An 18649-nucleotide genomic window follows, 5' to 3' on the forward strand; every position below is an offset into this window, starting at 1 on the left:
ACGACGATAGGAGCCCTTGGGGCCATGACTTATTGTGTGGCGGTGCGCGTCGACCAGGGGCTGGTCATGCTGTCCGACACCCGCACCAATGCGGGAATGGACAATATCGCGCGCTTCCGGAAAAGCTTCACCTACAGCGTGCCGGGCGAACGCGCGATCACCCTGATGTGCTCCGGCAATCTGTCTATCACCCAGGGGGTGAAGGCGATGCTGGGCCGCGCGATCAAGGATTCGGCGCTCGATCCGGATGTGGAGACGATCCTCAACTGCCCCACCATGCACCGCGTCGCACAGATCGTGGGGGAGGCGATGTGCACCATGCAGGGCCGCTATCGCAGCACGATCGAGATGCAGGGCGCGGCGGCGGACGCCTCCATCCTGATCGCCGGGCAGCGCAGGGGCGGCAAGCCGCGGCTCTACCTCATCTATTCGGCCGGCAATTTCATCGAGGCGACGGAGGACACGCCCTTCTTCCAGATCGGCGAGCATAAATATGGCAAGCCGATCCTGGATCGCATCATCAAGCGCGAAACCAGTCTGGAAGATGCGACCAAGGCAGTGTTGGTGTCGATGGATTCGACGCTGCGGTCCAACCTGTCGGTGGGGATGCCGCTGGACCTGACCGTGATAGAACGGGATGCCTTCGACTTCCGCGTGCGCACCCGGATCGAGGCGGACAATGAGGAGTTCCAGCTTCTCTCGCACAGCTGGTCCGCCGCGCTGCGCAAGGGGTTCGAGGATTTGCCCAACGTCCTCGATTGACGGGACGAAGGCGGCCGCCCAAGGCTCAGCTTCTCACCCTTCAAGCAAATCCATCGCTTGCGCGTCCGCCTGCTTCGCCTATCTCATCCCGACAGACGAATCGCAGCCGGAAAGACTTTCATGACCGCCACCCATTCGACCCGCATGCTGATCCTCGGTTCCGGCCCGGCCGGCCTGTCCGCCGCCATTTATGGCGCGCGCGCGGGCCTGGCGCCGATCGTGGTGCAGGGCATGCAGCCGGGCGGCCAGTTGACGATCACGACCGACGTCGAAAATTATCCGGGTTTCCGCGACGTGATCCAGGGGCCCTGGCTGATGGAACAGATGCAGGCGCAGGCGGAGCATGTCGGCGCGCAGATGATGTACGACCAGATCATCGACGTCGACCTGTCGGAACGGCCCTTCCGCCTGAAGGGCGACAGCGGCACGCTCTATTATGCGGACAGCCTGGTGATCGCGACCGGCGCCCAGGCCAAATGGCTGGGCGCGGAGGGCGAACAGCTTTTGCAGGGCAAGGGCGTCTCGGCCTGCGCGACCTGCGACGGCTTCTTCTATCGCGGCAAGAAGGTGGTGGTGATCGGCGGCGGCAATACCGCGGTGGAGGAGGCGCTGTACCTCACCAACCACAGCCATGACGTCACCCTGATCCACCGCCGCGACTCGCTCCGGGCGGAGAAGATCCTCCAGCAGCGCCTGTTCGCGCATCCGCACATCAAGGTGCTGTGGAACCAGGCGGTCGATCGCTTCGTGGGCGGCGGCGATCCCGAGGGGCTGGTCGGCGTCGACCTGGTCGACACGGTGACCGGCCACAAATCGCATATAGAGACGGACGGCGCGTTCGTCGCCATCGGCCACCAGCCCGCTACGGAGCTGTTCGTCGACAAGCTGCCGATGGACGAGGGCTATCTGCTGGTGGAAAAGGGCACGACCCGGACCGCCATCCCTGGCGTTTTCGCGGCGGGCGACGTCAGCGACAAGGTCTATCGTCAGGCCGTTACCGCCGCCGGCATGGGCTGCATGGCCGCTCTGGATGTGGAGAAGTTCCTGGCCGAAGCCGATTTCGAGGCTGTCGCCGCCGAATGAAATGGTCAAGCGGTCGGATTGCGTAGTGTCAATGTCCGCAACTGGCCATCCCCGGCCTATCTCATAACGTCCCTGCCTCTTCTCTGCCGCTTAACCAATTTTCGTGGTAAATAAACTTTTCACAGCGGCCCGCGAACGGCATAGTCGACTCATGAATCAGGGGTCGGGCAGCGCTGTGGGGGAGATGCGGTTGTGAGTGCACCGTTCCGCTTTCCGCGCTTTTTCGTCACCAACCCCAGTCCCTGTCCCTATCTGCCCGGCAAAAGCGAGCGGAAGGTGTTCACCGAACTGAGCGGGGACAATGCGTCGGAACTGAACGACGCGCTCGGTCGCATCGGCTTCCGCCGCAGCCAGAATGTCGCCTATCGCCCCAGTTGCGCGGATTGCTCCGCCTGCGTGTCCGTGCGCGTCGTCGCGGGGGAGTTCGAGCCGAACGCTACCCAGCGCAAATTGCTGCGCCGGAATGAAGACCTGGTCATCACCGCCTGCAAGCCCTGGTCGACGGAGGAACAGTTCGAACTGCTCCAGCGCTATCTGCGCGCCCGGCATCCCGGCGGCGGCATGACCGAAATGGATGAGATGGACTTTGCCGACATGGTCGAACAGACCCCGGTGGAAAGCCATGTCGTCGAATATCGCGAACCAGGCGAAGATGGCCGTCCCGGCAGGCTGATCGGCGCCTGCCTTACCGACCGGCAGGGCGATGGCCTGTCGATGATCTACAGCTTCTTCGATACGGAGCTGGAGCATCGCAAGGGGTTGGGCAATTTCATCATCATGGACCATATCCTGCGCGCGGCGAAGGCGGGGTTGCCCTATGTCTATCTCGGCTATTGGGTCGAGGGATCGCAGCGGATGCAGTACAAGATACGCTACCGGCCGCTTGAACGACTGAGCCGCAACGGCTGGACCCGCTTCGACCCGCAGGAGCAGGCGCAGGCCGTGCAGCAGGCGGAAAGCCGCGACGAGCCGGCGCTGCCGCGCGAACTGGCGGCGATCTTCCGCAAATAAAGCCGGCGAAAAATCCAGCCCGTACGAAGGACGACCGATGGCGCTTTCGCGCGATCGGCATGGAACGGCTTAACGCCGTTATGGATTGATTACGTATTACGGCATTGGAAATCTTATTTAACTTTTTCCGTTACTGCTTTCCCATGGATTGCAGAAATGGCGTTGGATCAGGACCGGCAGATGGACCGTTTTGCTGATCGCAGATTTGGGGAATTTGCCTCCGAACTGGCTCGGGACGGGCTGGAATGGGATGCGTTTCACTATGGCTGGCGGTCGATGCTGGACAGGCATGACTGGAAAGCGCTGGCCGACGCCGCCAAACGTTCCCCCCGGCCCGATCCCGTTCCCGTCCGCATGCGCACCCTTGCCGGTGAAACGAGGTCGGGGATCGTGCGCATGTCGCTGGTCGTGGAGCCCGATGAGGCGCCGCTCTGGTACGGAACGATCGAGGACATCGATGAGCGGCACGACTGCGACCGCCGCGCACTGGCCGATGCCCTGGCGGAAAGCCGGCAGCATTATCGCTGGTCGGTCGAACTCAGTCCGCAGGTCCCCTGGACGGCATCGGTCAGCGGCGAAATCGAGGAGGTGGGACCCCGCTGGCAGGAACTGACCGGCATGGCCCCGGCGCGTGCGCGGGGCAGGGGGTGGATCGATTCGCTGCATCCCGACGATGTGGATCGCACGCTGGCCATCTGGACGGAAAAGCTCCATTCAGGCGATCCTGTCGACGTCGACTACCGGCTGCGCCTCTCCGACGGCGGCTATCGCTGGATGCGGTCGCGCGCCTCGGCGCGCCGCGACGCGAAGGGCCGGATCGTGCGCTGGTACGGAACGCTGGAGGATGTTCACGCGCAGAAACTGGCGCAGCGCGAACTGGCCGACAGCGAGGAACGCTTCCGCCTGGCGGTGCAGTCGGCGCGGCTGGGCATATGGGATTTCGACGCGGTCGCCGGCACACGGACATGGTCGCGGGAATTCCGGACGATGCTGGGCCTGTCTGATACCGAACCGGCGACGAGCGAACTGGCATTGCGGCTGGTGCACCCGGATGATCGGTCGCGTCTCGCCGGAATGTTGGACGCCGTCGCGAACGGGCGCATGCCGCCGCATTTCGAAGCCACGCTGAGGGTGCACAGGGCCGACACCGGCGCCCTGCGCTGGATCAAGAGCGTCGGCTGGAGCAGCTTCTCCGATTCCGGCAAGCCATTGCGCGTCATCGTGACCTTCCAGGATGTGACGGAAGAAAGGAACAGCGAGGAACGGATACGCTGGGCCGCCACGCACGATCCCATGACGCATATGCCCAATCGCGCGCTGTGGCAGACGACATTGGAGGAAATGACCGAGCAGGCGCGCCGGACGGGGGAAAGTTTCGGCCTGATCCTGGTCGACATCGACGACCTGAAGCGGACCAACGACACGCTGGGCCATGATGCGGGCGATGCGCTGCTCTGCGGTTTTGCGCAGCGTTTCGCCTCCTGCGCGCCGGCCGATGCCATGATCGGGCGATTGGGCGGCGACGAGTTCGGCATGATCGCGCCCTCGCTCGCCAGCAGCGCGGCGCTTTCGGCCTGGAGCGCCGAATTGCTGGGCGGTGTGCGCGCGCCCTATGTCCATAATGGCCGGTCGCTCGATTATGGGATCAGCATGGGCGGCGCGGTCTTTGGCGAACATGGCGAGGATGCGGCGGAATTGCTGAAGGCGGCGGACCTGGCGCTTTATGCGTCCAAGTCCACCGGACGGGGCCGGCTGACGCTGTTCCAGTCGCAATTGCGCGCCGACGCGCAACAGCGCAGTTCGATGATCCACATGGCGCGGCAGGCGATCGTGGACGATCTGGTCGTCCCCTATTACCAGCCCAAGGCGGACATGAGGACCGGACGGATATTGGGCTATGAGGCGCTGCTGCGCTGGCAGCATCCCCGCACCGGCGTCCACGCGCCCGACACGATCGCGGCGGCTTTCGACAATGCGGAACTGGCCGTCGAACTTACCGAAAAGATGCTGGCGAAGGTCGTCCGCGACGTCGACCGATGGCTGCGCGCCGGCCATGATCCGGGCCGGGTCGCCATCAACGCCTCCGCCGCCGATTTCATGCAGCATGATTTTGCCGACTATGTCCTCGCCCATCTCGCGCGCTGCACCATCCCGCCGCAGCAGTTCGAGATCGAGGTGACGGAGACCGTTTTTCTGGGCCGGGGCGCCGAACAGGTGGAGCGGGCGTTGCACCGCCTGTCGTCGGCGGGCGTACGGATCGCGCTGGACGATTTCGGCACCGGCTACGCATCGCTCAGCCATTTGAAGCAATATCCGGTCGACGTGCTGAAGATCGACCGCAGTTTCATCAGCAATATCGAACAGGATGCGGGCGACGCCGTCATTGTCGACGCCATCGTCAAGCTGGGCAGCAGCCTGGGCATGGAGGTAGTGGCCGAAGGCGTCGAAACGGTGGGACAGGTCGAGATGCTGATCGCTCGCGGCTGCACCATCGGCCAGGGTTATCTGATGGGCCGCCCCCGGCCTTGGGCGGCGGTACGGTCCCGCGCCGCCTAGAGCGATTTCCAGGCAGATGGAATCATCTGCTGACCCGGAAAACGCGATAAAACAAAAACTTAGAGCAGTCGAGCCGATGCGATCGGATCGGAATCTGCTCCAGAGCGATTTCCAAGCGATCGTAACCGTCGCTGGTCAAGAAATCGCGGAAGACAAGGAAGCTGGAGCGGCGATCTGATTCATCGGAGCGAAAGCCGGTTTTTTCCGCTCCAATCCTTCCCGCGCGCATCGGAACAGCTCTGTCGATGCTACCGCACCCTGCGCCTGCGGACCGGAACTTCCGTCACATAGGTCCGGGTGGTGGTGACGGCGGGCTGGACCACGACCGTCGTGGTGGTGGCGCCGGGATAATACACGACCGTCGTGGTGGTGGCGCCGGGATAATAATAGCCGCCCGATATGAAGCCCGGCGCTTGCGTCGTCGTGACGACGGGTTCTCCCGGACCGGCGCGCCGCTCCGTCCGGTTCGGCCCGGCGGCATAGGGCGGCGGGTCGAAATCGACGCCCGGTCCACCCCGGACCTGCCCCTCGAAACGGCCTTCATAATCGCCGCTGAAGGTCTTGCCGTCCTTGTCCCGCCATGTGCCGCTCCAGCGCCCTTCATAGCCCAGCGGCGGCGGTGGCGGGCCATCCCGCGCGGTGACTTCGTCATCATAGCCGATGCCCGGCGGCGGTGCCGTGTCGCCTGCTTCCTCCCATGCGACGCCGCTGCGATAATCGCGCACGCGGCCATCCCGGTCGGTCATCACCGCATCGTCATAATAGCGCGACCAGCCATAGCCGCTGACGGGCGCCGGCAGCCCGTAAGCGCCATAGTTGCGGATATGATAGACGGGGTTGACCCAATAGCGTGGCAGGACATAGCCGACCACGGGCCTGCGATAGGCCGCCCAGCCGCCCGGCGCGTACCAGCCCGCATGCCAACGGCCCTGATGGCGCGGACCCCAGCGGTGCACCGTGGTTCCCGCATGCACCGCCGGCCGGGCGGCCATTCCTCCACCCCCGACCGGCCCATTTGCGGAAACCGGCGCCGTCAACCCGATCGCCAGACCGGCGCCGGCCAGGATGAAGCTCCGGATATGCATGCTCAAATCCCCGTTTTCGGCTGATATGTTAACGACTTGTTTAGCATGATCGGCCGCCGCCATCCAAGCGCCGGCATTTCCATGCCTGTCCCGAAAAGAGGCACCGGCGCGCATTGCGGCCCGATATGTTCGCTATTTTGGTTCCCTGAACGTGCCGTTCATGGGTTTACGACCTAAACCAGACGCGACGCGATCCGCCCGACCAGCGCCTCCAGCCCGGTCCGGTCCGCACTGTCGAAGCGCGCCGGGATCGGGCTGTCTAGGTCCAGCACGGCGACGACCCGGCCTTCGACGATCACCGGCACGACGATTTCCGAAGCGCTGGCGGCGTCGCAGGCGATATGGCCGGGAAAGGCGTGGACGTCCTCCACCAGTTGCGTCTGGCCGCTGGCCGCCGCGGCGCCGCAGACGCCCTTGCCCAGCGGGATGCGGATGCAGGCGGCCTTGCCCTGAAAGGGGCCAAGGACCAGTTCGCCGCCGACCATCCGGTAAAAGCCCGCCCAATTGAGGTCGGGCAGGAACTGCCAGATCAGCGCGGAGACATTGGCCATGTTGGCGATGGCATCGGGCTCGCCCGCCGTCAGCGCATCGGCGGCGGAGAGCAGGTCGTCATGGAGCGTGGCTTTGTCGGCACCGGCCGGGGGAGAAAAATCGAACATGGCCGGCATATAGGATGTGGCGCGGGTGCAGGCCAGACCGGTTAATCCAGCCTTACCTTGCCACGTCCCGCCTTGACCGAACTGCGCGCCTTCTTCGCGTCGACGCGCCGCGCCTTGGCGGCCTTGCCCGGCTTGGTCGCCTTGCGCGCCTTCGGCACGACCGTGGCGTCCCGGATCAATTCCACCAGCCGGGCCAGCACCTCCTGCCGGTTCAAGAGCTGCGATCGCGAGCCTTCGGAACGGAGGATCAGCACGCCCTCCGCCGTCATCCGCCGTCCGGCGATCGCCGCCAGCCGGTGCTTGACCGCCTCGGGCAGCGACGGGCTGTTCGCCACGTCGAAGCGCAACTGCACCGCACTGTCCGTGGTGTTCACATGCTGGCCGCCAGCCCCGGTCGAGCGGACGAAGCTTTCCGACAGCTCGTCGCTGTCGATGGAGATCGACCGGGTGACGGGGATGCGTGGCAAGGGCGCTAAAGCCCGGCCTGTTCGAGCAGTTCCTGCCCGAAGCCCGCTGCCGCGAAGGTCGCGGGCAGGGGGGCGGTCGCTTCCGCCGGCGACTTCTCCCCGCGCGGGATGCTGAGGAAGCGGCTGTGCAGCAGCATCGGCCCTTCGCCTGATCCATAGACCGGATCGCCCGCAATGCCGAAGCCCAGGCCATGCAGCGCATGGGTCCGGATCTGGTGGGTGCGTCCGGTGCGGGGGGTGAAGACGATCAGCGAGCGTCCGTCCTTCTCCGCGATCTTGCGCCAGTCGGTGAACGCGGCCTTCCCCGCCTTCGCCGGGATCATCCGCCACCCTTGGGCGGGCGTGCTGATCTTCTTGAGCGACAGGCCGATGGTGCCGCTGTCCTCCGCCGGAACGCCGTCCACCACCGCGACATAGCGCTTCGCGACCGTTCCGGCCTCAAAGGCCGCGGCGAAGCGCTTGTGCGCCTTGGGATTGCGGGCGAGCAGCAGGCAGCCGCTGGTGTCTCGGTCCAGCCGGTGCACCGGCAGCGGCCAGCGCTGGAAGCCGAAGGTCAGCGAGGACAGGTGGTTTTCCAGCGAAAGCGACCCGTCACGCGGCGCGTCGACGGGCAGGCCCGCCGGCTTGTCGAGGATGATGGCCTCGCCATCGATGAACAGAACTCGGTCATGAAGCAGGGACAAGAGGCGTTTTTCCGTAAATGCAGGGCAGCGATTGACGCGCGTGCCGCTTCCTATAGGGCGTGGAGGGCATGGAGAACAGGGGGCATGAGGCGCATCCGCCGGGCGGAGGGCGGCTGGAATGGATCGATGTCGCGCGCGGCATCGGGATCGTCGCCGTGGTCGCCGGCCATGTGTGGACGCGCGGGGGACTGCGCGACGCGATGTACAGTTTCCACATGCCGCTGTTCTTCCTGCTGTCGGGCCTCCTGTCCCGTCCGCAGCCGGCCGGACGCTTCACCCGCCGCCAGCTCGCGTCCCAGATGCGGCCCTATGCGGCTTTCCTGATCCTGCTGATCCTGACGGATCAGGTCGTCGAGACGATGAAGGGCGGCAGGCCGATCTTCCATGACTGGCCGGGGGATCTGGCGCCGATAGCGCTCGGCGGCTCCTGGTTGCGCGGGCCGTTCACCATATTCTGGTTCGTGCCCTGCCTGATGATGGCGCGCATCCTGTTCAACATGGTGCTGGCCCGCTGGCCCGACCCGCTCGACCGGCGCTGGGCGTTGCTGATGCTGCCGGTGCTGCTGATCGCCTATGGCGCGGGACAATGCACCAGCCTGTCGCCGCTGGGGCTGCTCACCCTACCCATGGCCCTGGTCCTGCTCTGGGCGGGGGCGGCATGGCAGCGCGTGGACTGGCGAAGCTGGATGCTGGCGTTGCTGGTCCCGCTGTCGCTGGCGGGGCTGACGGCGCTGCTGCCGACGCTCAACATGAAGGCCGCCGACTATGGCTGGCCCTTGCTGTCCATCGCCTCGGCCATGGCCACCAGCTTCCTGCTTTTCCGCCTTTCGGTGCGGATCGCGCCCTTTGGCGGATGGATCGCCGCCATCGGGCGCGCGTCGCTGGTCGTCATGTATCTCCACGTGGCGGTCATTCACTATCTTTCGCCCTATATGGCCAAGCCGTGGCTGCTGGTGCAGGCGCTTCTGATACCGCTCGCCGCTTATTATCTGGTCCGGGCCGTCCCCGGCGCGCAAAGGATTTTCCTATAGAGCGCGCTGCGTTACACGGGATGCGCGCTCCAGGCTTTTGTTGGGGCATCGTTTGATCGGAAGACCGGTTCCCGACCTTCGACAGGCCCAGCGCAGGCTTTCCGGCCCCGTCAATGCAGATGCCGCAGCTTGTCGGGATTGCGCATCACATAGATGCCGGTGACGCGCCCATCCTCGATGTCGAGCGCCGTGGTCTGGAGTTCGCCGTCCGCCTCCCGGGTGACGAAGCCGGGAAGGCCGTTGATCAATCCCACGCGCACCAGCGTCGACCCATATTTGCCGAACAGCACGGCCAGCGCCTTGTGCATCTGCATGACCGGGCCGAAGCCCAGCACCGGAACGATCGCGGCAGGGCGCTTGCCGCCGCCATCGCTGTGCAGGCTGACATCCCGTGCCAGCATCGCGCCCAGCGCCGCCATGTCGCCGCTCCGCGAGGCGGCGAAGAAGGCGCCGGCAATCTCCAGCCCGTGCTGTCTTTCCACCCGGTAGCGGGGTCTCGCCTCCCGCACATGGGCCCGCGCCCGCGCCGCCAGTTGACGGCAGGCAGCCGGATCGCGTTCGACCGTGGCGGCGATTTCCTCGAAGCCGACGCCGAAGACGTCATGCAGCAGGAAAGCCGCCCGCTCCAGCGGCGACAGCCGTTCCAGCGCCAGCATCAGCGGCAGCGTCACGTCCTCTTCTTCCCCGGCGTCGTCCACCACCGGATCGGGCAGCCAGGGGCCGATATAGGTTTCGCGGTTGCGCCGCGCCGACTTGAGCTGGTCGAGGCACAGCCGCGTGACGGTGCGGCGCAGGAACGCTTCCGGCTCGCGCACCGCGTCGCGGTCGGCGCCCATCCATCGGATAAAGGCTTCCTGCACCACATCCTCGGCGTCCGCGACCGAACCCAGCATGCGATAGGCGACGCGGATGAGCCTGGGACGCAGCGGATCGAAGCTCTCCGCCGCGCCCCCATGCGCCCCCTGCGCCATCACGCAGCCGCCCTGGCCGGCGTGTCGTACCAGAGGCCGAAGCCCACCGCGATCCGGTTCCAGCCGTTGATGACGTTGATCATCAGGGTCAGCTTCACCTGCTCCTCCTCCGAAAACTCGGCTGCCAGCGCCTTGTGGGCCGCTTCATGGCTGTGCCCTTCGGAAAGGCGCGTCAAGGCCTCCGTCCATTCCAGCGCGGCCCGCTCGCGCGTCGTATAGCAGGGCGCCTCCCGCCAGGCGGAAAGCAGGTGGATGCGCTGTTCGCTTTCGCCCTGCGCGCGGGCCTCGACCGTGTGCATGTTGATGCAGTTGGCGCACTGGTTGATCTGCGACGCGCGGATCTTCACCAATTCGATAAGGCTCGGCTCAAGGCTGGCATTGATGGCGGCGGAGGTGGCGAACCAGCTTTTCATAAGCTGGGGCGCGGCGGCAAAGGGGTCGAGCTTGGCAGTCATGTCAGCACCTTTCTTCCTGAGTTATGCCGACATGACGAGACAGGATCGGCTGGCGTGACATGGGTCGCGAAAAAAATGCCATATCGGCGATTGGAAGGGCGGAACAGCGGCACTTCTCCACTCCGACCCTTCAAACCAGCCACTTGCCTCGTCTGGACCTGGAGGGAAGGGGCTTGATGTCCCCTAACCGCCCCCTAGAGCCAATCGACATTCAGCCCTGACGGCCTGCAAATGACGCTTTTCCGTGCTTCCGGTGCTCACCTACTTTGAGTAGGCTGCGCTCCGGGTCACGGAAAACCACCATTTTCGGCTCGTCATCATCTGAATGTCGATTGGCTCTAGCCCCCGCGGCCGTCCATTGCATCAGCGCGACCTTCATCCCCCGGCCAATGACCGCTTCCCAAGCCTTGCAAAAATGCTCTAGTGCGGGCGGCATGACCAATATTCTTCTCGTCATGGCAGGAGGCGCCGTCGGATCGGCCTTGCGCTACCTGCTCGGGCGTCTCGCTGCCCAGATATTCCCTGGCGCCCTGTGGCCCTGGGGAACATTCGGCGCGAATATCATCGGCGGTTTCGCCATGGGCCTGTTCGCCGGATGGCTGGCCCGCTTCAATATGACGGGGGGCGAACCGATCCGGCTGCTGCTTGCCGTCGGTCTGCTGGGCGGCTTCACGACCTTCTCCTCCTTCAGCCTGGAAACCGTGCTGATGATGGAGCGGGGACAGCCGGGCATGGCGCTGGGCTATGCGGTCCTTTCCGTCATCGGCGCCGTGGGTGCGCTGGCCGGCGGTCTGGCCGTCATGAGGAGCGTCGCATGAAGGGCCGTCCTCCCGGCAAACCCACCGGTCCCCGCAAGCCCGGCGCAGCGCCCCAGGGGCGGGCGCGCGGCGCGGCCAAGGCGGCTCGCGCCCGCAAGCCGGATGCGCCGAAGCCCGCTGCCCGGCCTCCTGTCAAAACGCCCGCCGCCAAAACGCCTGCGGCAAAGACTGCTGCCCGGTCCGCCTCCTCCTCTCCGGCGAAGGGCGTGTCGCTCGACGTGCGGCAATTCCGCGTGGCGGCGGATGACGACGGCATCCGGCTCGACCGCTGGTTCCAGCGCCATCTGCCCGACATCGGCTTCAACACCGTCTCGCGCTGGGCACGCACCGGCCAGTTGCGCGTGGATGGCGCCCGCGCCGCGCCGGGCGACCGCATCGCGGAGGGCCAGACCATCCGCGTGCCCCCCGCCGAGCCCAAGGCTCCCGAAACCGCGAAGCCCAAACGCGTCCGTCCGCAACTGACGGACGATCAGGCGGCCTTCGCCCAGGGGCTCGTCATCCATCGCGACGCGCAAGCCATCGTCATCAACAAACCGCCCGGCCTCGCCACGCAGGGCGGCACCAAGACGGACGATCATGTCGACGGCCTGCTCGATGCGCTGGAGTTCGACCTCGACCAGCGGCCCAAGCTCGTCCACCGGCTGGACAAGGACACGTCCGGCGCGCTGCTCGTCGCGCGCACCGCGCGGTCGGCCGCCTTCTTCGCCAAGGCCTTCTCCAGCCGCACGGCGCGCAAGGTCTATTGGGCCATCGTGATGGGCGTGCCCTCCATCGAGGATGGCATGATCGAACTGCCCATCGCCAAGCAGCCCGGCACCGGCGGCGAGAAAATGCATGTCGATGAGGAAGAGGGGCTTCCTTCCCGCTCGCGCTATCGCGTGATCGAACGCGCGGGCAATCGCGCCGCCTGGGTCGAACTGCAACCCTATACCGGCCGGACCCACCAGTTGCGCGTCCATATGGCGGCGATCGGCCATCCCATCGTCGGGGACGGCAAATATGGCGGCAAGGACGCCTTTCTGAGCGGCACGATCAGCCGCAAGATGCATCTTCACGCCCGCCGCATCCGGGTCGATCATCCCGATGGCGGCCGGGTCGACGTGCGGGCCGAACTGCCCGAGCATTTCGCCGCCAGCCTTGCCTCGCTGGGCTTCGACCTCTCCGCCGGCGACCTGCCGCTGGACGAGGAGATCGCCCGCGCGCCCACGCGGGAGGATGAGAAGAAGGCCGCCCGCGCCCATGCCAAGCAGATCCGCAAGGGCCGCAAGGGCGAACGGCGCGCCCGCGGTTCGGGTGGAGGGCCGCGCAGGAAATGACGCCCGGCGCGCCCTATCGCTGGCGGGACGAAGCCGCGATCCGCGCATTCGTGGCGGAGGTGGGCTTCGGCCTGCTCTGCGTGACCGCACCGGACCGCCAGCATGTCGTCCATCTGCCGCTCGTCTGGAGGGACGAGGGGCATGTCGGCCTTCACCTCCACCGCGCCAATCCCATCGTCCGCCACCTGGACGGTCAGGAAGCGCTGATCGTCGTGACCGGCGCCCATCATTATATCAGCCCCGACTGGTACGGCATGCCCGACAAGGTGCCGACCTGGAACTACCAGTCGGCGGAATTGCGCGGCGTCATGCGCAGGCTGGACCATGAGCAGACCGTCGCCCATCTCGACGCGCTGTCGAACGATCAGGAAAGCCGCCTCCTGCCGAAACCGCTCTGGACCCGCGAGAAGATGAGCGAGGGGCTGTTCGAGCGTGTGATGACGGGCCTGATCGGCTTTGAGATGGCCGTGCATGCGATGGAAGGCACGATGAAGCTGGGACAGGACAAGCCGGAATCCGCGCGCATCGCCGTGGCGGACGCTCTCGCGGCCAGAGGCGATGCCGCCATGTCCGCCCTCATGCGGGCGACGCGGCCATGAGCAATCGCCTTGCCGTATTCGATTGCGACGGCACGCTGGTCGACAGCCAGCACAGCATCTGCACGGCCATGGTCCGCGCGTTCGAGGGCGAGAAGCTGGCGGCGCCGGACCGCGCGACGATCCTGTCGGTCGTCGGCCTGTCGCTCCCGCTCGCCATGGCGCGGCTCCTGCCGGATGCGGATGCCGATTATCACGATCATCTGTCGGAAAGCTACAAGCTGGCCTTCCAGCAGCTTCGCCGCGAAAATGCGGTGTCGGAACCGCTTTATCCCGGCATTGCCGAACTGATCCGCGAACTGGATGCCGATGGCTGGCTGCTGGGCGTTGCCACCGGCAAATCGGACCGCGGCCTGCAACTTTGCCTCACCCATCATGGCATCCACGCCCATTTCGTGACGTTGCAGACCGCCGACCGCCATCCGTCGAAGCCGCATCCCTCCATGCTGCTGACCGCCATGGCCGAAGCAGGAGCGACACCGGAAAGCACGGTGATGATCGGCGACACCAGCTTCGACATCGACATGGCGCTGTCTGCCGGCACGCGGGCGCTGGGCGTGGGCTGGGGCTATCACACGCCGCAGGATCTGATGGACGCCGGCGCGCACAGCGTCGCCATGGACAGCGCGGAGCTGCGCGGCCATATCCACGCCCCCCATGGCCCTTCGTCCGACAGCCGCTCCCGATGACCGACATGCCGCCCGTCCCTCCCGCCGACCCTGAAAAGGTCGCCCGCCAGCGTTTCTTCGCGCTCGGCCTGTTCCGCCTGTCGGGCGCGCTGCTGGTGATGTTCGGCTTCCTGGTGCTGATGCAGCGCTTCCATTGGGTGCAGGGGAACAAGGCGAAGGCGATGGGCGCGATCTTCGTCATCGTCGGCCTGTTCCAGTTCGTCATCGTCCCGCGCCTGCTGCTCGCGCTGTTCAGGAAACCGCCGCAATCATGAAACGCTTCTACCAGGATGCCGCCGTCGTCGCGGTTGAATCCGGTTTCGAAATCCGCCTCGACGGCCGCCCGGTCCGCACGCCCGCCCGCGCGCCGCTGGCGCTGCCCACCCAGGGGCTTGCAGAGGCGATCGCCGAAGAATGGCGCGCGCAGGGCGACACGGTCGCCCCCCGATCCATGCCGTTCACCGGGCTCGCCAACGGCGCCATAGACCAGATCGCGCCCAATAGCGGGAGTTTTGCCGCAGGCATCGCCCGCTATGCCGAAAGCGATCTGCTCTGCTATCGTGCGGAGGGGCCGGCCGAACTGATCGCTCGAGAGGCCGCGGCCTGGGACCCGCTGCTGGAATGGGCGACGACCCGCTACGACGTCGCGTTCCGGGTGACGCAGGGCATCGTTCCGGTGGCCCAGCCGACCGAAACGCTGGAGCGGCTGGCGGCTGCCGTGGCGGTTCTCGACCCTTTCACCCTGGCGGGGCTGTCGACGCTGGTGACGCTGTCCGGCTCGCTCGTCTGCGGTCTGGCGGTGGTGGAGGGGGGTCATGACGCCGACCTGATCTGGACGGCGTCCGAAATCGACGAAGCCTGGGAAGTCGAACAATGGGGTGAGGACAAGGAAGCCGCCGCCCGGTCGGCGCAGCGCAGGAACGAATTTGCCATGGCCCGAGCCTTTTGCGAGATGGTCCGCGCCTGACCGGGTGGGAATGACGCAGCGTCTTCGTTCAATATCGACAGGCGGGCGGCCCCGAAGCCCGCTTTTTTCGCAAGACCGAGGAGTGCTCCATTTTGCCGCCCCGTTTTTCTCTTTTCGTCCTGATCGCCCTGTCCGCGCCGCTGGCGCTGGCGGCCCCGGCGCTTGCCCAGCAGGCGGGGCAGGCGGCTCCCGCCGCCGGTCGGATGAGTTCGGAACAGATCGCGGCCTTCAACCGGGCGGTCACTGATTTCACCGCGGGACAGACCGCGCAGCAGGCCGGCGACAATGCCGGCGCCGCCGCGAAATATGAAGCCGCACTGCCCGCTATCCGCACGGCCGTGGAACTCGACCCCGCCAGGATCGAAAATGTGAATTTCCTTGCCAACGCGCTTTACGCCGATGCGGCGGCGCAGGGCGCGCTGGGCAGGATGGACAGGGTGATCGCGCTCTACACCGAATCCGCGCCCCATTGGCGCAAGCTGGTGGAGGCAAAGCCCGCCGATGCCGCCAGCCGCAATATTTTCGCCGGCATCCTGATCCAGATGGGCAATCAGAAGCTGGCCGGCAATGACAGGACCGGGGCCGATCCCCTCTATCAGGAGGCGCTGACCCTCGCGCGCAGGTCCGTCGCGGAAAAAGCCGGGGACGCGGTGTCCCGCAACATCCTGCTATCCGCACTGATCGGGGTCAGCCAGACCGGCAACGACCCGGCCCTGTCCGCCGAAGCGCTGAAAATGGGCAAGGCGATGCTGAGCGACGGCACCATCGACCCGATGAACAAACCCTCTATCGAGGCGATGACGGGCGCCAAGGCCGGCTGACGCCGCTATTTAGAGCGCGCTGCGTTAAGTCGGGCGCAGGCCGCGCGCTCCAAGCTTTTTGTTGTCGCATCCTTTTAAACCCAAAACCGGTTCCCACTTTTGCGCACGACGCCCTATTTGTCCAACGGTGAACCTGCCCCCGCGAGGGAGCAGGCCATGTTTCAACCTGTCCGACCCTGTGCGAACGGGACAGGGTAGCGCTCTGCGCCTAAGCCGTCAGGCCCATGATCTTGTCGGCATAGAGCAGCCGCCCCGGCCCCATCAGGCCGATGAATTGCGGCAGCATATGGCGGGCAAGCGCGAAACAGCCCTCGCTGCGGCCGATCTTGCCCCAGGTCGCGATATGGTTCTCGCTGACATAGTCCGCGCCATGCACGACGATGGCGCGCATCTCCGCATTGTTGTTCTGTGGATCGAGCCCGGCCAGGCGCATCGCCCGGCCATGCTGGCCCTCATAGATTTCGCCGGTCTTGAAAGCGCCCGAACTGCTCGCCAGTGAATTGGGCTCATTGGAAAAGCTGTGGAGCCATCCCGAATGCTCGGGGTCGGAACCGCGGCCATGGGCAACCAGATAGGAACTTGCCTGCCCGCCGATCAGGTCGACCACATGGAAGCGCAATTCGCGCGACGGCGCATTGAAATCGGCCAGCGCCACCCGGTCCCGCAGGGTGAACATATGCCCATGCTGGTCCAGCGCGGCCTTTGCCCGCTCCAGCAGTTTCGCATAGGGCTGGGTCGCGAGCGGCCCCGGCGAAACCGGACGCGGTGCGGGAGGAACTGCCGGCTGTGGCTGCGTTTCGCCCAGCGGAGCGGCCCGCCCGGCACTGTCGGCAAGAAACGAAAATGCCAGCCCGCTCAAAGCGAGCTTGGTAAAACTACGACGATCCATGAATCGCAATATAGCAAAGGAGCAGCGCCAGTCCAAGGGCGGCGCAGGATCGCCGCCGCCGTCCCGCCTCCTTTCCGGGGCGGGAAGACTCCGGCCGATGGCGCGGGCCCCTATTCGGTGGCGTTCGCGCCTTCGTCTGCGCCGTCCTGGCCAAGGCGCGCCGTCATGCCTGTCGCGGCGGCGTCGTCCTCGATCTGCTGCTGTTCGGAAATGCTCGGCGGCGGCGCAGGTTCCGGCGCGGCCGCATTGTTGCCCGGCTCGGGAGCGGGGGCCACCGGTTCCTCCTCGATCACATTTTCGACCGGCGGCTCGACCAGATTGTTGGTCGCGGGCGCCTCTTCCTCCTTCTTGCCGCAGGCGGCGAGGGCAAGCGTCCCGGCAAGGGCGATAAGGGCGAATTTGCGCATGAAGATCAGTCCTTGGATGCGATGGAGGTGGCGGGCGCAGCGGTCGGATCGACGCGGCGGCTGGACGCCTCGATCTTCGCCGCCAGCAGCTTGTCCCAGCCATAGGGGTCGGAACGGAAGCTCATCGTCCCATTATTGCTGGCGAAGGCGGTCCAGTAAAGCAGGTACACCGCCACTTCCTTGGGCAGCGACACCCGCTGGGTCTTGCCCGCGTCGATCAGCGACTGGATCTTGCCGGCAAGGTCGGGATTGCCCGCCACCATCAGCTCCGCCAGCGGGACGGGCTTTTCCAGGCGGATGCAGCCATGGCTGGCCAGCCGGTCATAGCTTGAAAACTTTGCCCGCGACGGCGTGTCGTGCAGGTAGACGGCGAAGGGATTGTTGAAGTCGAACTTCAACCGGCCGAGCGCGCTGTTCGGGCCGGCGGGCTGCACGATCCGCTCTCCGGTTTCCGGCGTGCCGACGATCTTGTACCCCTGCCGGATCAGTGTCGCGCGCCCCTTTGGCCACAATTCGCGCTTCGCGATGGAGGAGGGGACGTTCCACGGCGGGTTGACCACGATCGAATGGATGCTGGACGACAGCATCGGTGTCGCATTGTCGGGCGAGCCCGTCACCGCGCGCATCGACGTCACCGGCTGGTCGCCCTCGAACACCGTCAGCACGGCGGCGGCGATATTCACCTGCACCCGGTTGACCGGCAATTCGCGCGGCATCCAGCGCCAGCGCTCCATATTCGCCATGATCGCGGCGATGCGATCGTCCACCGGCACGTTCAGCTCCCTGAGCGTCCGGGCGTCCAGCAGGCCGGTGGGGTTGAGGCCATAGCGCCGCTGCGCCCGTTGCAGCACATCGACCAGCTTTTCGCCGGGCGTGACGCTCTTGTCCTCTATGGCGATGCGCGCCCGCACGACATCGGGGGAGGATTGCGCGGTGAGGGTGGGCCAGCCGCCCGCATCGCGAATGCGTTCGTAATTGGCGAGCCCCTTGCGCAGCCCGTCATAGCCGGCATAGGGCGGCGTCAGGCTGAGCGCCCATTGGGGCAGCCTGTCCTCGCTGATCGCCTTGGCAAGGCCGGGCCGGGGATCGAACCGCGCCGGGCGCAACGCCCAGATCTCCAGGAAGTCGGCGGTATCCACGCGCCCGGTGCTGAGCGCCTTCGCCCGGTCCAGCACGGCGGACAGAAGCGCCTCTCTCTTCAGTTCTCCGGTCGCTCTGGCGCGCGCCATCAACCCTTGGACCGCGCCGCCCTTCAGCCACTCGTTCAGCCATTTTTCCTGCGCTGCCGAGGGTTGCGGCAGCGGCACGGGCGGCGGCGTCACCATGGCCGGAGGCAGGATGACCTGCGGGGCGGGGGGCTGCGCCGCCGGGGCGGGCATGGTCGGCGCGACGGCCGGCGGTTGC

At 66.1% G+C, this 18649-nt stretch carries 23 protein-coding genes; 13 read left to right on the top strand and 10 right to left on the bottom strand.

Features of this window, described 5'->3' with window-relative positions:
- Positions 1 to 24 precede the first annotated feature (24 nt).
- The 5 genes from A8G00_RS11410 (at position 25) to A8G00_RS25155 (ending at position 5590) form a co-directional block, all read left to right on the top strand.
- The gene (locus A8G00_RS11410; protein ID WP_025550181.1) at positions 25 to 762 is read left to right on the top strand and encodes a peptidase; all 738 of its coding nucleotides are present in this window, start codon (positions 25 to 27) and stop codon (positions 760 to 762) included.
- Positions 763 to 882: 120 nt separating this feature from the next.
- The gene (gene trxB, locus A8G00_RS11415) at positions 883 to 1845 is read left to right on the top strand and encodes a thioredoxin-disulfide reductase (protein ID WP_061939834.1); all 963 of its coding nucleotides are present in this window, start codon (positions 883 to 885) and stop codon (positions 1843 to 1845) included.
- Positions 1846 to 2037: 192 nt separating this feature from the next.
- Positions 2038 to 2856 (top strand): arginyltransferase, encoded by an 819-nt coding sequence (locus A8G00_RS11420; RefSeq protein ID WP_025550179.1) that lies wholly within the window; start codon positions 2038 to 2040, stop codon positions 2854 to 2856.
- A gap of 180 nt (positions 2857 to 3036) precedes the next feature.
- Positions 3037 to 5412, top strand: a complete 2376-nt coding sequence (locus A8G00_RS11425) for an EAL domain-containing protein (RefSeq protein WP_103000736.1) — start codon at positions 3037 to 3039, stop codon at positions 5410 to 5412.
- A gap of 16 nt (positions 5413 to 5428) precedes the next feature.
- Positions 5429 to 5590 (top strand): hypothetical protein, encoded by a 162-nt coding sequence (locus A8G00_RS25155; RefSeq protein ID WP_172451845.1) that lies wholly within the window; start codon positions 5429 to 5431, stop codon positions 5588 to 5590.
- 70 nt (positions 5591 to 5660) lie between these two features.
- Here A8G00_RS25155 and A8G00_RS11435 read toward each other — a convergent pair whose 3' ends face one another.
- The 4 genes from A8G00_RS11435 to A8G00_RS11450 all read right to left on the bottom strand — a co-directional run bounded on the left by A8G00_RS11435 (position 5661) and on the right by A8G00_RS11450 (position 8306).
- Positions 5661 to 6497 carry an RcnB family protein gene (locus A8G00_RS11435; protein WP_103000737.1) on the bottom strand — a complete coding sequence of 279 codons (837 nt, stop codon included), beginning with the start codon at positions 6495 to 6497 and terminating at the stop codon, positions 5661 to 5663.
- 173 nt (positions 6498 to 6670) lie between these two features.
- Positions 6671 to 7156 (bottom strand): GAF domain-containing protein, encoded by a 486-nt coding sequence (locus A8G00_RS11440; RefSeq protein ID WP_044663082.1) that lies wholly within the window; start codon positions 7154 to 7156, stop codon positions 6671 to 6673.
- 41 nt (positions 7157 to 7197) lie between these two features.
- Positions 7198 to 7623: an alternative ribosome rescue aminoacyl-tRNA hydrolase ArfB gene (arfB, locus tag A8G00_RS11445; protein ID WP_025550175.1), complete on the bottom strand. Its 426-nt coding sequence runs from the start codon at positions 7621 to 7623 to the stop codon at positions 7198 to 7200.
- A 5-nt stretch (positions 7624 to 7628) separates the two neighbouring features.
- The gene (locus A8G00_RS11450) at positions 7629 to 8306 is read right to left on the bottom strand and encodes an RluA family pseudouridine synthase (RefSeq protein ID WP_099185928.1); all 678 of its coding nucleotides are present in this window, start codon (positions 8304 to 8306) and stop codon (positions 7629 to 7631) included.
- A 68-nt stretch (positions 8307 to 8374) separates the two neighbouring features.
- Between A8G00_RS11450 and A8G00_RS11455 the strand changes: the two genes are divergently transcribed.
- Positions 8375 to 9337, top strand: a complete 963-nt coding sequence (locus A8G00_RS11455; RefSeq protein ID WP_099185927.1) for an acyltransferase family protein — start codon at positions 8375 to 8377, stop codon at positions 9335 to 9337.
- A 110-nt stretch (positions 9338 to 9447) separates the two neighbouring features.
- On the opposite strand, the gene A8G00_RS11460 is transcribed toward A8G00_RS11455, so the two are convergent.
- From A8G00_RS11460 to A8G00_RS25160, 3 genes are all read right to left on the bottom strand, one after another.
- A complete protein-coding gene (locus A8G00_RS11460; RefSeq protein ID WP_025550172.1) occupies positions 9448 to 10308 on the bottom strand; it encodes a sigma-70 family RNA polymerase sigma factor in 861 nt (286 codons plus the stop codon).
- Positions 10308 to 10763, bottom strand: a complete 456-nt coding sequence (locus tag A8G00_RS11465; protein ID WP_099185926.1) for a carboxymuconolactone decarboxylase family protein — start codon at positions 10761 to 10763, stop codon at positions 10308 to 10310. Before A8G00_RS11465 ends, A8G00_RS11460 begins: the two co-directional genes overlap by 1 nt.
- Before the next feature lie 211 nt (positions 10764 to 10974).
- Entirely contained in the window at positions 10975 to 11142 is a 168-nt protein-coding gene (locus tag A8G00_RS25160; RefSeq protein ID WP_216365615.1) for a hypothetical protein, read from the bottom strand.
- Positions 11143 to 11197: 55 nt separating this feature from the next.
- On the opposite strand from A8G00_RS25160, the gene crcB reads away from it, so the two are divergent.
- The 7 genes from crcB to A8G00_RS11500 all read left to right on the top strand — a co-directional run bounded on the left by crcB (position 11198) and on the right by A8G00_RS11500 (position 15949).
- A complete protein-coding gene (crcB, locus tag A8G00_RS11470) occupies positions 11198 to 11581 on the top strand; it encodes a fluoride efflux transporter CrcB (RefSeq protein ID WP_044661843.1) in 384 nt (127 codons plus the stop codon).
- Positions 11578 to 12897: an RluA family pseudouridine synthase gene (locus tag A8G00_RS11475; RefSeq protein WP_099185925.1), complete on the top strand. Its 1320-nt coding sequence runs from the start codon at positions 11578 to 11580 to the stop codon at positions 12895 to 12897. Before crcB ends, A8G00_RS11475 begins: the two co-directional genes overlap by 4 nt.
- Positions 12894 to 13496, top strand: coding sequence for an FMN-binding negative transcriptional regulator (locus tag A8G00_RS11480; protein WP_099185924.1), 603 nt, complete (start codon positions 12894 to 12896; stop codon positions 13494 to 13496). The genes A8G00_RS11475 and A8G00_RS11480 overlap by 4 nt, the downstream gene beginning before the upstream one ends.
- Positions 13493 to 14182, top strand: a complete 690-nt coding sequence (locus A8G00_RS11485; protein ID WP_099185923.1) for an HAD-IA family hydrolase — start codon at positions 13493 to 13495, stop codon at positions 14180 to 14182. The genes A8G00_RS11480 and A8G00_RS11485 overlap by 4 nt, the downstream gene beginning before the upstream one ends.
- The gene (locus A8G00_RS11490; protein WP_099185922.1) at positions 14179 to 14436 is read left to right on the top strand and encodes a hypothetical protein; all 258 of its coding nucleotides are present in this window, start codon (positions 14179 to 14181) and stop codon (positions 14434 to 14436) included. The genes A8G00_RS11485 and A8G00_RS11490 overlap by 4 nt, the downstream gene beginning before the upstream one ends.
- Complete coding sequence (locus tag A8G00_RS11495; RefSeq protein WP_099185921.1) at positions 14433 to 15128, top strand: ATP12 family chaperone protein; 696 nt, start codon at positions 14433 to 14435, stop codon at positions 15126 to 15128. Before A8G00_RS11490 ends, A8G00_RS11495 begins: the two co-directional genes overlap by 4 nt.
- Before the next feature lie 92 nt (positions 15129 to 15220).
- On the top strand, positions 15221 to 15949 hold the full coding sequence (locus A8G00_RS11500; RefSeq protein WP_099185920.1) for a hypothetical protein: 729 nt from the start codon (positions 15221 to 15223) through the stop codon (positions 15947 to 15949).
- 208 nt (positions 15950 to 16157) lie between these two features.
- On the opposite strand, the gene A8G00_RS11505 is transcribed toward A8G00_RS11500, so the two are convergent.
- From A8G00_RS11505 to A8G00_RS11515, 3 genes are all read right to left on the bottom strand, one after another.
- Positions 16158 to 16838, bottom strand: a complete 681-nt coding sequence (locus A8G00_RS11505; RefSeq protein WP_103000738.1) for a murein L,D-transpeptidase catalytic domain family protein — start codon at positions 16836 to 16838, stop codon at positions 16158 to 16160.
- A gap of 110 nt (positions 16839 to 16948) precedes the next feature.
- A complete protein-coding gene (locus A8G00_RS11510) occupies positions 16949 to 17245 on the bottom strand; it encodes a hypothetical protein (RefSeq protein WP_025551772.1) in 297 nt (98 codons plus the stop codon).
- Positions 17246 to 17250: 5 nt separating this feature from the next.
- The coding region (locus A8G00_RS11515; RefSeq protein WP_253257977.1) for a L,D-transpeptidase family protein at positions 17251 to 18649 on the bottom strand (1399 nt) is incomplete at its 5' end.

It is taken from the genome of Sphingobium sp. SA916 (assembly GCF_002894065.1).
Taxonomy (GTDB): Bacteria; Pseudomonadota; Alphaproteobacteria; order Sphingomonadales; family Sphingomonadaceae; genus Sphingobium; species Sphingobium fuliginis.

What these genes read in the sequence shown, in the direction of transcription:
- A8G00_RS25160 (WP_216365615.1), bottom strand. Translation starts at nt 11,142, where the DNA reads ATGAAGGTCGCGCTGATGCAATGGACGGCCGCGGGGGCTAGAGCCAAT.
- A8G00_RS11425 (WP_103000736.1), top strand. Translation starts at nt 3,037, where the DNA reads ATGGACCGTTTTGCTGATCGCAGATTTGGGGAATTTGCCTCCGAACTG.
- A8G00_RS11440 (WP_044663082.1), bottom strand. Translation starts at nt 7,156, where the DNA reads ATGTTCGATTTTTCTCCCCCGGCCGGTGCCGACAAAGCCACGCTCCAT.
- A8G00_RS11505 (WP_103000738.1), bottom strand. Translation starts at nt 16,838, where the DNA reads ATGGATCGTCGTAGTTTTACCAAGCTCGCTTTGAGCGGGCTGGCATTT.
- A8G00_RS11480 (WP_099185924.1), top strand. Translation starts at nt 12,894, where the DNA reads ATGACGCCCGGCGCGCCCTATCGCTGGCGGGACGAAGCCGCGATCCGC.
- A8G00_RS11510 (WP_025551772.1), bottom strand. Translation starts at nt 17,245, where the DNA reads ATGCGCAAATTCGCCCTTATCGCCCTTGCCGGGACGCTTGCCCTCGCC.
- A8G00_RS11435 (WP_103000737.1), bottom strand. Translation starts at nt 6,497, where the DNA reads ATGCATATCCGGAGCTTCATCCTGGCCGGCGCCGGTCTGGCGATCGGG.
- A8G00_RS11460 (WP_025550172.1), bottom strand. Translation starts at nt 10,308, where the DNA reads ATGGCGCAGGGGGCGCATGGGGGCGCGGCGGAGAGCTTCGATCCGCTG.
- A8G00_RS11455 (WP_099185927.1), top strand. Translation starts at nt 8,375, where the DNA reads ATGGAGAACAGGGGGCATGAGGCGCATCCGCCGGGCGGAGGGCGGCTG.
- A8G00_RS11465 (WP_099185926.1), bottom strand. Translation starts at nt 10,763, where the DNA reads ATGACTGCCAAGCTCGACCCCTTTGCCGCCGCGCCCCAGCTTATGAAA.
- crcB (WP_044661843.1), top strand. Translation starts at nt 11,198, where the DNA reads ATGACCAATATTCTTCTCGTCATGGCAGGAGGCGCCGTCGGATCGGCC.
- A8G00_RS11475 (WP_099185925.1), top strand. Translation starts at nt 11,578, where the DNA reads ATGAAGGGCCGTCCTCCCGGCAAACCCACCGGTCCCCGCAAGCCCGGC.
- A8G00_RS11410 (WP_025550181.1), top strand. Translation starts at nt 25, where the DNA reads ATGACTTATTGTGTGGCGGTGCGCGTCGACCAGGGGCTGGTCATGCTG.
- trxB (WP_061939834.1), top strand. Translation starts at nt 883, where the DNA reads ATGACCGCCACCCATTCGACCCGCATGCTGATCCTCGGTTCCGGCCCG.
- A8G00_RS11490 (WP_099185922.1), top strand. Translation starts at nt 14,179, where the DNA reads ATGACCGACATGCCGCCCGTCCCTCCCGCCGACCCTGAAAAGGTCGCC.
- A8G00_RS11495 (WP_099185921.1), top strand. Translation starts at nt 14,433, where the DNA reads ATGAAACGCTTCTACCAGGATGCCGCCGTCGTCGCGGTTGAATCCGGT.
- A8G00_RS25155 (WP_172451845.1), top strand. Translation starts at nt 5,429, where the DNA reads ATGGAATCATCTGCTGACCCGGAAAACGCGATAAAACAAAAACTTAGA.
- A8G00_RS11485 (WP_099185923.1), top strand. Translation starts at nt 13,493, where the DNA reads ATGAGCAATCGCCTTGCCGTATTCGATTGCGACGGCACGCTGGTCGAC.